Below are 12101 nucleotides of genomic sequence, written 5' to 3'. Positions count from 1 at the left end.
AGTATAGAAGTAAGGAGCCTGATCTTTACATGTCCCTGGGACGCGGGTTCCCGGCGTAGGCTGCTGCCATGGAGAAGTCGTTCGACATTGAACTTGTCAACCAGGATGAATACGTGGTCCGCTGGGCGTCGGAGGGGCAGACCGGGGAATCGGTCTTCCGGGTCACCTCTGATTTCCTGGGGGAGTCCGGGCTGGAGGGCCATGACGGGCAACGGATCGTCGAGGAAACGTCCCACTACCTGGCTGAGCGGCAGCCCGTCATCGACTTTCCCCAAACGGTGGACCTTGAAGAGATCGCGGCGGCGTACCCGGACTTCGTGCAGGCACTGAAGACAGCGTTGGAAAAGCGCTAGGCCCGTTACTGCGGCTGATCGAGCCCGGAGTTGGTCAGTACCGGGTTGGTCAGTACTGCAGGTTGGTCGGTACCAGGTTGGTCAGTACTGCAGGTGGACCTCGAACTCCCCGGGGTCCCTGCCGGTCAGCTGCGACAACGCGTTGACGACGGCCGTTTCAGCATCTTCCAGGCGTGCCGCGTGCACCACCAGGCCCGGGTATTGGGCTACTTGGAGTTCGAACCAGCAGTCGGCCGCCAGTGACACCACCGCTGTCACCGTGGTGACAGCGCCCGTGGGTGGCTCCTTGTCCCCGGCGGAATCGGCCCCGGCGGAATCGGCCTCTGGGGATCCGGCCTCGCGGGGTCCAGCTCCGGGGGATCCGGCCAAGCTGGATCCAGACCCGGGGGATCCAGATCTGGGGGATCCGGCCAAGCGGGATTGGCGGGCGGCGGCGAGAGGCATGCTGACCTCCAAGGCATGGAGCGTTGGGGCCAACTTCTTGACTGCGTCGAGCATACGCAAAGTGGCATGGCCCATGTCAATAACCGGGGTGCTGTGGCGAGCCTGGCCCACCCGCTGCGGCCTGCCGCCCAGGGTTACCCGCTGCGTCCAGGCTGGGCCATCCGCTTCGGCGAGCCTGGGCCACCCGCTCCGGCGAGCCTGGCCAGCCACCTTCGCTGGCCTGTCCGTTGAGGAAGTCAGGCGTCCACAGGGGACGTCAGAAGCTCGCCGTTGAAGTATTCCAGGCGCCATCCATCGTCCACATGGTGGTGCGCCAGATTCAGCACGGCATTCTGCACACTGTCCAAGGTCCGTCCGATCGCTTTGCTGAGGGCCAGCCTGATCAGGGTCCCGTGTGCCACCACCAGCACACGCTGTCCGGGAAACTCCTGGGCCAGTTCGTGGAGTGCTGCGATGCCGCGGTTGGCAGCGTCTTCGTCGCTCTCGCCGCCGCGGAATCCGCCGTCGATACGGAGGGCTTCCAGTTCCGGCCCTGCCTGCAGCCCCTCTGCTTCCCCGAAGCTCCGTTCGGTCAACGCGGGTACCCGCCGCGCTACCTTCAGCCCAAGGCCTTCGGCGATGAGGTCGGCTGTCTCTGCGGCCCGGCTCAACGGCGAGGAAACGATCGTGTCCCATTCATAGCCGGAAAGGATGCCCACGGCATCCCGGGCCTGTCCGCGGCCAATCTCGTTGAGCGGAATGTCCGTGGCGCCCTGCAGCCGTCGCTCTGCGTTCCAGTCAGTCTGGCCGTGGCGGACGAGGGCGAAGGTGGTAAGGGTCATGATGTCCATTCTGCCCTGCCCGCCGGCAACAACCTGAACCCATGGCTTGTGTGACCCGGGAAGCCTATAGTGAAAGAGTCAGAGCTGATGCAGTCCGGCAACGATTACTAATCCCGAGGTTGCCATGATTCGCCACGATCTGACCCAATTCATCCATGAGTCCCTGGTGTATGAGGAAGACACCACTGAAGGCCTGGATTTCGACACCCTGTACGGCCTCTACATCAGTTGGTGCCACCTGCAAGGAAGCACTCCCGTGTCCGAGCGTGCCCTTGGCGCCGCGCTCAGGAAGCAGCGGTTCCACCGTGTCCGCCACTCCAGGAACCAGTCCTACGCCGGTCTGCACATGGTAGGCCCGGCTGCGCGCGACTACGTTATGCACTGCGACACGTGCTGGTCCGCCGAGTCACTGGATGACCTGCAGGACGTCACGGAGGACCGCGGGCTCCTGCTCCGATAATCCCTCCACGGAAGAATTCAACTTGTCCTGCGCAGAAGTGGAGCATCGGTGCTTTGTGTGCTGGGATGAAGCATGGGGAACTTCTTTCCTGCGCAGGCCAACAATCACGGAGTGGAGCAGTCATGGATACTGAACTGCCGCTGCCTGGCGAACTGGCTGCGGTTTTTGCCTGGGCGAACGGCATGCTCCTCAGCGAGGAAACAGTCGACGCCGCACTGAACCTCATCACCGAAGCCGCCGTACTGGCTGCTGACGATGCCTCCGGCGCGGGTGTTTCCCTGATCGAGCCGGACGGCTACCGCAGCAGCACTGCTTCCACCAACGATCTCGTGGCGCAAGCCGACGCCCTGCAGTATGAGATGGGCCAGGGTCCATGCCTGACGGCGTGGGCCGCCGGACGGCCCGTCATTGTGGAGGATGTCCGGCTGGACAGCCGATGGCCCGAATGGGGTGCTGCCGCTTTCGACCTTGGCCTGCGCTCCTGCATCAGTGTTCCGCTGGTCTCCGGCGGCCTGGCCTTCGGTGCCATCAAGATCTACTGGGAGAACCCCCAACTCGCGTCGCCGCGTCTGGTCCGCCTCCTGGAGACCCTGGCTGCACAGGCGGCCATCTTCCTGCTCAACATCCAGACCCGGGACAGGGTTTCCTCGATGAGCGAGCAGCTTAAAGCAGCCTTGCTGCAGCGCAATGTGGTCGGTACTGCCAAGGGAATCATCATGGCCAGCCATGGCCTCGATGAAGGTGAAGCCATCCTGCATCTCATTACAAGGTCCACCAGGGAGGGCCGGACGTTGCGGGACATCGCACAGGAAGTCATTGATGGCCTGTCTGGACATGACTCCTGACCGGGGGTGAATCGATGGCCGTCCCTGGAGACGAGGACGAACAGCGCGGAACGTTCAGGGCTGCCTTCGAGGCGGCAGGACTCAAGATCGACCATGTGTGGATGCAGTATTTCAGCATCGGCGGGATGTCGGGCCTGGTTGAAGTCCAGGCCTATGTCTACGGCGCCCTCACCCTTCCGCCGCTGGAGCGTGATCTGCTGGCGCACGCGTTGAACGAGTCGCTGGACGCCCTGGGGGTGGACGGCCGGAGGGCCAGTTACAGCCGTGAAGTCTTTAAGGACAGCGGCGACGATCCGCACCTGGAGTGACTCTCTCCGCCACGGGAATCGGACCCCTTTCGGGCCGATACGTGTCCTACTAGCATGGGTTCCGTGGAAACGGGTGAGCAGAACGAGGACTTCCAAAGACTCCACCAGCTCGTGTCGGGGACCGATGACATTAAGGGCTTTCTGGACGGCACTACCCGCTATGCGGCTGTCACCTTGAGCCGTGCCACGGGCTCGCGGATCGAATGCGCCGTGACGCTTCATCGCCGCAAGCGCGCCATCACCATCGCGGGCAGCAGCGATGACGCGATACTCCTGGACGGGATTGAGCAGGCCATCGGGGAGGGCCCCTGTTTGGAGGCACTTCGCATTAACTCACCTGTGCTTCTGAACGATATCGAGGATGACAGCCGCTGGCCGCGGTACGTCAAGAACCTGCGCGCTGCCGGAGCGCGGAGCGTCCTGGGCATTCCCCTCGAGTTGGGGGAGGACGCCTCTGCCGCCCTGAACTTCTTTGCCTTGGGACCCGGCCTCTTCACGGATGAGGCCGTGGAGGAAGCCAGGGTCTTTGGTGACATGGCAGGACAGGCGCTGCGCCTTGCCCTCCGCATCGCGGCCGCGGATTTGCTGGCCCAGGACCTCAGGGCAGCCATGGAGCGCCGTACAGCCATCGACCTGGCGTGCGGCATCATCATGTCCCAGAACTCGTGCACGCAGGAGGCCGCCTTCGGCTACCTGCTGAAAGCCTCGCAGCACCGGAACCAAAAGCTCCACGACATCGCCGCGGAAATCATCACCGGGCGGATCGACGGCTCGGTAGCCACCAACTTTGAGGACTGAACGCACGACGGCGGCAGGTCGCCGTCGTACGTTTTCCTGCGGTGGGTGTCGCCCGCGGCGGAGTTGACGGGCCAAGGTGACCACCCAGTAACATTCAGCAGCCCCACATTGCCTTCCCCGGCGAGTAGTAAGTATCCTGATGACTTATCTGGTGATCCGGATGATGCTGTTTTGACGCAGGGATGCTCAAGCCGCAGCGGTTGGCCCCCAATCCAGCCGCGCGGCAACGTGAAAGTTTGATCGACGGCGTTACCTGGAAGCAAGGAACAGTGGTTGGGTTCAGGAGCACCCGGGTAAGCCTGAAGGGCGTGACAATTCGTGGGCGACAATCAACAGACCGTGGACCTCAACGGCCCCGGCTGCAGTGACGGCGACACCATCGGTGACCGTTACCGGCTGGGACCTGTCCTGGGGCGGGGAGCGATGTCCACCGTTTACCGGGCGCAGGATCTGCTGCTCGGCAGGGACGTGGCCATCAAGCTCTTTTTGCCTGGTTCCGGCGACGAATCCTTCCGAACGCGGCAGGAAACGGAAATGCGGCTCCTGGCCGCTTTCGACCACCCGGGGCTCGTAGCGGCTTTCGACGCAGGCGTCGATACCCGCAACGATGAAGAGCGGGCCTACCTGGTGATGGAGTTGGCCGAGGGTCGTGACCTCCGGGCCGTGTTGTCCGAAGGGCCACTGACAGTGCCCGAAACCACCCGCATCGGCGTGAAGCTTGCCGGCGCGTTGGCGCAGGTCCATGGGCATGGGGTGATCCACCGAGACATCAAACCCGCCAACATCCTGGTCTCGGAGGAATCCGGTGAGGCCCAGTCCGTGAAGCTGGCGGACTTCGGCGTGGCCCTGGTGATGGACGACAACCGCCTTACAGCCACGGGCTTCACTGTGGGCACGGCCCAATACCTCAGTCCGGAGCAGGCCCAAGGGCTGCACCTGACTCCGGCCAGCGACATCTACTCCCTGGGCCTGGTGCTCCTGGAATGCATCACCGGCAGGGCTGAATACCCGGGCACTCCGGTTGAAACCGCGTCGGCCCGGCTGCACAGGGCACCCGAGGTTCCTGAGGGCCTGCCCGGTGGACTCACGGCCCTGCTCCGCGCCATGACGGATATGGACCCTGGCCTGCGCCCCGCCGCGGGGGACGTCGAAGAGATGCTGGCCAATGGCGGCAGCTACGCAACCTCCGGCACCGCGATCCTTCCTGCCTTCGAGGCGGTGCCGGATGGCTCGGCTGTCGCCTTCGAGACGCTGCCTGGTGGTTCGGCGGGGCGGGTGCATGCCGAACCCTTCCACGCTTCGCATCCTCCGCAGACCCGCAGGGCACGCCGGCGCAGGCCTGACCGGCAGACCGGAACCCTGGCCGTCCTTGGTGCGGTGGGGAAGCGCCACCCCAGGGTGGTGGGCGGAGTTGCCGCTGCGGCCGTGACCATCCCGGTGGCACTGGCCCTGCTGAGCCAGGGAGTCGTCGCTTCCGGAACGCCCGACCAGTCCACGGAGCCGGCCGGATCCGACGTCTCGATCGCCGAGCCCCTCCATAACGTCCCCGCGGCCCCCGACCCGGTGCCGTCCGCCGAGGTTGTTCCTGCTGCGGAGGTTGCCAGCATCCCGGAGCCCGCGTCGGTTCCCGTCCCGGTCCCGGCGCAGCAGGTTCAGGTGCCTGTCCAGGAGGCCGTGCCGGGCGGCACCGGAGGAAATCCCGCAGCCGTGAAGAGTGGAGGCAAGAGCGAGACGAAGCCGGGTGGCGGAAAACCTGAAGGCGCCAAGGGCGGCGGCCGCGACTGACCTGCGAGGTATAGGCGCAGGATCTGCAGGGGAAAATCCTAAGGAGCCTGATCTTGAGGCAATCTTGAGGTTTTCTTCCGGAATTCTTGAGCCGCGGCTGACACCTTAAAGGTGTCTCGCATCAGCCGAAGGCATGCTGGGTGGTCTGTTTGGCAGTAGGCAGGCCACCCACACTTTTGTCTCCTGCCCGGGATAGCCGCCCCGCGGGTGGCGTTCAGAAGACCCGCGGAACCTAGCTCCCGGCCGGGAAACTGATTGCCACAGTGGTTCCACCGCCCGGGGTTTCCCGGAGCATCAGTTCGCCGCCGTGTGCTTTCGCGATGCTGCTGCACGTGGCCAGTCCCAAGCCGCTGCCCGGCCCGTCTCCCGGACGGCGCAGGCGTACCAGGGGCTCCAGGACCTTGGCACGATCCTCCGGGTCGATCCCCTTCCCGTTGTCGGCCACGTAGATCGTTGCTCCGTGATAGTTCGAGACACCACTGACCCGGATCCGCAGGTCCCGCTCCGGACTGCGGTAATTCATGGCATTGGTCAGCAGGTTCTGGAGGAGGGTCCGCAATTGGCCGCGGTCTGCATGGAGGAACACATCATCCACTTCGACGAGCCCGTCCTCCTCAATGCCCAGGTCGCGGATGACGTCGTCCGTTGCTTCCTTGAGCGACACCCGCACCGGGTGGATACCCCCGCCCACCCGCGAGTAGCTGAGGACGTCTTCCAACATGGCCAGCATGCGGCGTCCTGAAGCCCCAATGCGTTCCAGGTACTTGGCAGGCGTACTCCCCGGTTGGATATCGGGATCGTCCTCCACCATTTCCACATAGCCAAGGATGGTGGTCAGCGGGATGCGGAGATCATGGCTGACCCGGCCGGCGAATCCCGCGAGCTTGGCATTGCTGTCCTTGAGCTCGGCATAGGTCCGGTCCAGCTGGACCGTGCGGTGCTGCAGTTCCAGGAGCTCAACAACCTGCTTGGCCAGGATCTCAAGCATGCTGACCTGCTGGGGCAACAGCTCCTGCGGCTTGTCAGAGAAAACGCACAGGGTGCCGGGGACGAATCCCGAGTCGGTCTGCAGCGGCACTGAGGCGTAGAAGCGCACCTTGCCGATGTCGCCTGTCACAAAGGGGTTGTCGGCAAAGCGCGGGTCCTGGGAGGCATCGGGAACCACCGTCTTTTCACGGGACAGGAAAACCTTGGCGCACATGGAGTCTTCGCGTGAGCACACCCCGGGATCAACTCCCCAGGCGCCGATCTGGTGCTGGTACTCCGCGCTGATGATGTTGACGACGCCAAAAGGCGCGCCACAGAGTTCGGTGGCCAGCCGTACCAGGTTCTGAAGGGCACTGAGGACGGCGGAATTGGGAAGAAGGTTGGATTCAAGCGACGGGTCCAGCCCGTATTCGCGCAGTTCCAGGTCGCGGCTGACATCGTCCGCGAAAGTTAGTTGCCCTCTTGCACCCGACATGTGAGTAAAGTCCCCCCAGCTTCATAAGGATTCCCTGCCGATGATACCTGCCGGCAGCCGATGTCTCTGGTCAAGGTGAGCAGGATCCGAGAAGCGCCGCAGGACGGCTGGTCCTAGGCTGAAGACCACATCGGATTCCCATCAAAGGAGCACCATGCCATACACCGTCAATTTCCAGGAGGTCTCCACCGTTGGCCTGGAGTCTTCGCCAGTGGCCGGGGCCTTGGCCGGACTGCGGGCCAACGAGGCCCGCTACTTCAAGAACAAGTACGACCACGAGTTCACGGTGGTACCTGCAGAGGAGGCTCCGGAGATCGTCGACTACGTGAACAGGGTGCTCAAGGAGCGGGACCTTGTCATGGAATCCCGCCCCCTGGAAGTTACGTCCTTCGACGTGGAGGGCACCCGTTGGACCTACGTGTTCTACGAATCCGGCTTGTCCATCAATGTCCTGTACGGACTCGAGCCCGGCAGCAAGCGTGCCGTGGGGTTCAAGCTCTCCCAGGGCATGGAGGTCCCGGAAGAACTGGCCGGAACCTTCAAGTTTGCCCGTCAAAAGTCCAAGCTGGCCGGGGAAATCCGCGGCTCATTCTTCGTGATCAAGGGCGAGTACAACTAGTCCGCTTTTGGCAGCAGGCAGGGGCTGCCCGTCACTGTTGCCGCTGGGGGTTGTCCGCACCGCGTGCAAAGCCGGGCGTGGTCCGGAGCGCATTGACTGCCCTGTCCGCGATGATCTGGGCATCGGTGCCGGAATCCAGGATGGTGTTCCTTACCGACCCGGGATCAACGAGGACTGTTGTCACGTCCAGGCCATGGGTGGTCCGGGTGGTCAACAGGGCGTCCACCTGCGCTTCGAAGCAGGACTCACTCGATGTGGCACGGACATCTTTCGCCACCACGTGGTTGGTGGAGACCATGTTGCCGGTTCCGTCAGTGAGCCTGATGATGACGGGAGTCGCCCCCGGCGGCCGGATGCTGTCCGCGTCGATGACCAACGAGAAGTGGTTGGCGAGGACTGAGTTGTCGCTGCCGTGGACGGTGAGCAACCCGTGGGTGTCGTCCAGGCCGTTGTCGATGCCGAAGAAGGGCGTCCACGGCTCGTGGTCCCGCAGGAAATGGTTGGTGGCCACGAGGTTTTCAGAGCTGTTGGCCGCCAGGACCACCATCCCGGGGTAGAACGAGTGCAGGCGGTTGTTGGTCACGCTGGACCGGGTGACGCCGGAAAGATGGACGCTGTCGGCACCCCGGGGAAAGACGTTGTTGGCAGTGACCAGGAGCCCGCCGTGGTTCTCCGCATAGATGGAGTGGCCCTTGAAACCTGCTCCGATCAGGTTGTCGGTGATCTTGGAGGCCTGCCCCCAGCTGCGCAGTTCGATGCAGTTTCCACATTCGGCAATGAAGTTGTCGTGGATGGAGAGCGCATCGGCTTTGTGGATGGTCAGCGCGTGTTCCAGGTAGATGAATCCCATGCCGTTGATGCGGAAGGAATCGTTGGCACTGGCAACATGGATACCGGTTTTGCCGTTGACATAGGTGTTCTCCGGCGGCAAGGAAGAGCCGTCTGCGCTGAAATGCAGGCCGTCGATGCAGAAATTGGTGAACTCGACGGAGCTGATCCGCGGGCTGCCGTTCCGTTCGACGTAGAAGGCGGCTCCCTGGGCTTCCGCCACGCCGTCGCCGGCGGGAAGGTCCACCAAAATCCTGCTGCCCCCGGGCCACAGCTCGTGCAGATCAGGCCATTCCTCGCCCGGGACGTTGAACCGGATGCTCGATGACGTGAAGCCATGGCCCGCGCCCTGGATGGTGAGGAAGCTGATGTCAATCAGCACCTGTGTCTTCAGGCGATAGTCGCCGGGCGGAAGATGGATCACCGCCCCCGGCTTGCCGCCGTCGTTGACGTCCGTAGCGTGTTGCCGTTGCTTGATGTCGGCGATGATGCTGTTGATGACGTGGCCAACGTCCTCGAAGGGGTTGCCCACGGGCCACGTGGTGACGTCGTAATAGTTGCTGCCGGACATGGTGCGGATTCCCTCTGGGTAACGGGCCTGGAAAGCGGGGCTCAGGCTGTGGGCTTGGTGTGTCATGGTAGTCCCCTCTTTAAGTAAGCGTCCAAACGGTGAGTTTGAGCAGCGTTGCCGGGCCTCCACCGACCGTGAGCCAGTTCTCCACGCTGTGGGCGTCCGGGAAAACAAGGTCGGTCAGGACCACCCTGCCGTCCTGGGCAAAGACTTCCACTGAGCACTGGTCTGCAACGATCAGCAGCTTGAGCACGCCACGGTCCAGTGCGACGGGCGCTGACTCAACGGACGGGAACCTGGGGTGGAAACCGGTGTTGCCCGACTGCCGGCGGTCCAGGGTGAGCCTCGATGTCGCTGTGTCATAGCGCAGGACCGTGCCCTGCGTCTGATCGGTGCTGCCGAAGAGCAGGAATTCGGCGCCTTCAGCTCCGGCGAGGTGCATGGATGCCTCGATCGCGTAGGCACTGCCCGGTTCGACGTCCGGCAACCTGAGTGATGAGTCCCGCAGCTCAAAGGGGCCCGGGTCCATGAGCTGCCCCGCGCCGGACTGTGCGGGAAGGACAGGCTGCTGGACCAACCGCGCCGAGCCATCGACGGTGATAAGCCGAAGTTCCCGGGGCAACGTCATGGACGAACGCCACGGCGATGTGGGCAGCTCGTTCGCGTAGTCCCAGTTGTTCATCCAGCCCATGATGATCCGCCGGGTGTCCGGGACATTGCTGAAGGAGACCGAGGCGTAGCAGTCCCGCCCCCAGTCCAGCCACAGGCTTCGCTGCAGGGCATCGGCCCGGCCTGCGGGGTCGGCAATGGCTGAAACTCCGGCAGGAGCTGCAACTGAACCCGGGTCCGGAACGAAACGGGCGCCGTCGAAATGGCCCACGAAGTACTGGCCGCCGGATCCACCCGCCACTGCGCCGGGATTCACGTTGACGATCAGCACCCACGTGATGCGGTCCGGATTACCGTCCACGGGAAGGGGAAACAGGTCAGGGCACTCCCACTCCCCGGCGTCCGCATTGGCGGGGCCAAAGTCGCTGAGGAAATCCCAGGTTTTGAGGTCGTCTGAACGGTAGAGGACTACCTTCTGCTGCTGGGCCTCGACGGCGACCATCACCCAGTACGCGTCAAAGTCACCCTGGTACCGGAACACCTTGGGATCGCGGAAATGCGCTGAATTCCGGGCCAAAACGGGATTCCCTGGGTATTTTTCCCACGTCATGCCGCCGTCGGTGCTGTAGGCCAGGGACTGGGCCTGCGTTCCGTGGTGCGCCGACGCCTCCTTAAAAGCGCTCGTGTACACGGCAACCAGCGGAGGCGTCTCCGAAGAGCCAAAGCCGGACGTATTGCCGTGGTCCACCACCACGCTGCCGGAGAAAATGTCCTCGGTGTCGTCACCGGCGATCGCCACAGGGTGTTCCGTCCAATGCAGCAGGTCGCGGGACGTGGCGTGCCCCCAGGACATGTTGCCCCAAACGCTGCCGTAGGGGTTGTTCTGGAAGAAAAGGTGGTACTCACCATCGTGGAAAACCAGGCCGTTGGGGTCATTCAGCCATGTGTCCCTTGCCGTGAAGTGGATGGCGGGCCGGAATCTGGCGGTGGCCTCCGGGGTGGTTTCCGTGCCCGGGACTGTTTCCGGGCGTGCGGCATCAAGGCTGCTGGACATGGGGGCGTTCCTTTGGGGACGTTGAGGTTGGTAATGGGGCGTTAGCGAGGTGCTGCAACGGAATCGCGGCGGACCAGGGGACAGCCCAGGATGGTCGGGTGGAGCGTCAGGAGGGACAGGTCGGTCTTTCCCTCGATGGCGTCAATCAGGTGCTCGGTAGCCCAGGCACCCATCTCGTAGTGGGGGAGGGCCACAGTGGTGAGGCCCGGGAAGAGGTTGGCGGCGATCAGTTCCTGGTCATCGAAGCCGACCACGGAGAGGTCCTCGGGAATCCGAAGCCCCAGCTCCGCAGCGGCGCGGTAGGCGCCCATCGCCATGCGGTCGTTGTAGCAGAACAATGCGGTAGGCCGGTCCTCGCGGGACAGGATCCGGCGGGCTGCTTCATAGCCGCCCTGCACCTCGGAGACCTCCGACTCCACAGGTGCGCCGCCGCCGTCGAGCCCTGCTTCGGTGAGCATGGCCCGGAAAGCCTGGAGGCGCTCGCGGGTGGCAGGAACGTCGTCGGTGTTGTTGATGAAGCCCACCTTGGTGTGGCCCGCCTCCAGCAAAGCGCCGACGGCGGCACGCGCACCTCCCGCCTCATCGGGGATCACGGCCGTGATGTTCCCTCCCGTGGCCACCGAGTCCACCAGGACGGACGGTACGCTGCCAAGGTTCGATGGCAGGTCCACATTCCGGTGATACATGGTGGCGTAGAGGATGCCGTCCACCCGCCGCTCCAGCAACGCCTGCACATCAGCTTGCCGGGATTCGAGGCTGGCCGAGCCCGGCGTGTTGATGATCATGAGGTTGTAACCCCGGGCCTTGGCAGCCTCGTCCGCGCCGAGAATGATCCGGCCTGCGTGGGGCGTGGTGGCGATTTCTTCGCTGACCAGCCCCAGCATGCCGGTCCTTTGGGTTCGCAGTGCCTGGGCAAGGCGGTTGGGTCCGTAGCCGAGCTGCTCGGCCGCGGACCGGACCTTGTCCCTGGTTTCGGGGCTGACCCGGGCATAGGAGACCTCGTTGAGGACGTGCGAGACAGTCGTGACGGAGACACCGGCGGCGACGGCCACGTCCTTGATACCGATGTTCTTGTTGCTCATCTTCTCTGCCACGTCCTTATGGTTTGTGATGCCCGGGTGGGGCTATCAGTAGGCTACTTCGT

General features: G+C 63.8%; 14 protein-coding genes. 8 read left to right on the top strand and 6 right to left on the bottom strand.

The window, feature by feature from the left end:
* Positions 1–68: 68 nt before the first annotated feature.
* A complete protein-coding gene (locus tag ACUYMZ_RS19990; RefSeq protein ID WP_426004763.1) occupies positions 69–353 on the top strand; it encodes a hypothetical protein in 285 nt (94 codons plus the stop codon).
* 81 nt (positions 354–434) lie between these two features.
* Here ACUYMZ_RS19990 and ACUYMZ_RS19985 read toward each other — a convergent pair whose 3' ends face one another.
* The gene (locus ACUYMZ_RS19985; protein ID WP_481605556.1) at positions 435–722 is read right to left on the bottom strand and encodes a hypothetical protein; all 288 of its coding nucleotides are present in this window, start codon (positions 720–722) and stop codon (positions 435–437) included.
* A 141-nt stretch (positions 723–863) separates the two neighbouring features.
* Between ACUYMZ_RS19985 and ACUYMZ_RS19980 the strand changes: the two genes are divergently transcribed.
* On the top strand, positions 864–1028 hold the full coding sequence (locus tag ACUYMZ_RS19980; RefSeq protein WP_481605554.1) for a hypothetical protein: 165 nt from the start codon (positions 864–866) through the stop codon (positions 1026–1028).
* Positions 1029–1033: 5 nt separating this feature from the next.
* On the opposite strand, the gene ACUYMZ_RS19975 is transcribed toward ACUYMZ_RS19980, so the two are convergent.
* Positions 1034–1627 carry a histidine phosphatase family protein gene (locus ACUYMZ_RS19975; protein WP_481605552.1) on the bottom strand — a complete coding sequence of 198 codons (594 nt, stop codon included), beginning with the start codon at positions 1625–1627 and terminating at the stop codon, positions 1034–1036.
* Between the two features lie 115 nt (positions 1628–1742).
* Here ACUYMZ_RS19975 and ACUYMZ_RS19970 point away from each other — a divergent pair, with 115 nt between their 5' ends.
* The 5 genes from ACUYMZ_RS19970 (at position 1743) to ACUYMZ_RS19950 (ending at position 5814) form a co-directional block, all read left to right on the top strand.
* Positions 1743–2078: a hypothetical protein gene (locus ACUYMZ_RS19970; RefSeq protein ID WP_481605550.1), complete on the top strand. Its 336-nt coding sequence runs from the start codon at positions 1743–1745 to the stop codon at positions 2076–2078.
* Positions 2079–2200: 122 nt separating this feature from the next.
* On the top strand, positions 2201–2923 hold the full coding sequence (locus tag ACUYMZ_RS19965; protein WP_481605548.1) for a GAF and ANTAR domain-containing protein: 723 nt from the start codon (positions 2201–2203) through the stop codon (positions 2921–2923).
* 14 nt (positions 2924–2937) lie between these two features.
* Positions 2938–3231: a hypothetical protein gene (locus ACUYMZ_RS19960; protein ID WP_481605546.1), complete on the top strand. Its 294-nt coding sequence runs from the start codon at positions 2938–2940 to the stop codon at positions 3229–3231.
* Between the two features lie 54 nt (positions 3232–3285).
* A complete protein-coding gene (locus ACUYMZ_RS19955; RefSeq protein WP_481605545.1) occupies positions 3286–4029 on the top strand; it encodes a GAF and ANTAR domain-containing protein in 744 nt (247 codons plus the stop codon).
* A gap of 318 nt (positions 4030–4347) precedes the next feature.
* Positions 4348–5814, top strand: a complete 1467-nt coding sequence (locus tag ACUYMZ_RS19950; protein WP_481605543.1) for a serine/threonine-protein kinase — start codon at positions 4348–4350, stop codon at positions 5812–5814.
* Positions 5815–6046: 232 nt separating this feature from the next.
* On the opposite strand, the gene ACUYMZ_RS19945 is transcribed toward ACUYMZ_RS19950, so the two are convergent.
* Positions 6047–7276, bottom strand: coding sequence for a GAF domain-containing sensor histidine kinase (locus ACUYMZ_RS19945; protein ID WP_481605541.1), 1230 nt, complete (start codon positions 7274–7276; stop codon positions 6047–6049).
* 154 nt (positions 7277–7430) lie between these two features.
* Here ACUYMZ_RS19945 and ACUYMZ_RS19940 point away from each other — a divergent pair, with 154 nt between their 5' ends.
* Positions 7431–7895: a phage tail protein gene (locus ACUYMZ_RS19940; RefSeq protein WP_481605539.1), complete on the top strand. Its 465-nt coding sequence runs from the start codon at positions 7431–7433 to the stop codon at positions 7893–7895.
* A gap of 31 nt (positions 7896–7926) precedes the next feature.
* Here the strand turns inward: ACUYMZ_RS19940 and ACUYMZ_RS19935 are convergent, their stop codons facing one another.
* The 3 genes from ACUYMZ_RS19935 to ACUYMZ_RS19925 form a co-directional block, all read right to left on the bottom strand.
* Positions 7927–9294, bottom strand: a complete 1368-nt coding sequence (locus ACUYMZ_RS19935; protein ID WP_481605941.1) for a NosD domain-containing protein — start codon at positions 9292–9294, stop codon at positions 7927–7929.
* A 79-nt stretch (positions 9295–9373) separates the two neighbouring features.
* Complete coding sequence (locus ACUYMZ_RS19930; protein ID WP_481605538.1) at positions 9374–10957, bottom strand: glycoside hydrolase family 32 protein; 1584 nt, start codon at positions 10955–10957, stop codon at positions 9374–9376.
* Positions 10958–10998: 41 nt separating this feature from the next.
* On the bottom strand, positions 10999–12039 hold the full coding sequence (locus tag ACUYMZ_RS19925; RefSeq protein ID WP_481605939.1) for a LacI family DNA-binding transcriptional regulator: 1041 nt from the start codon (positions 12037–12039) through the stop codon (positions 10999–11001).
* Positions 12040–12101: the final 62 nt, after the last annotated feature.

It is taken from the genome of Arthrobacter sp. T572 (assembly GCF_056780115.1).
Note: the sequence above shows the minus strand (reverse complement) of the source record. Positions and strands in the feature narration are given on the sequence as shown.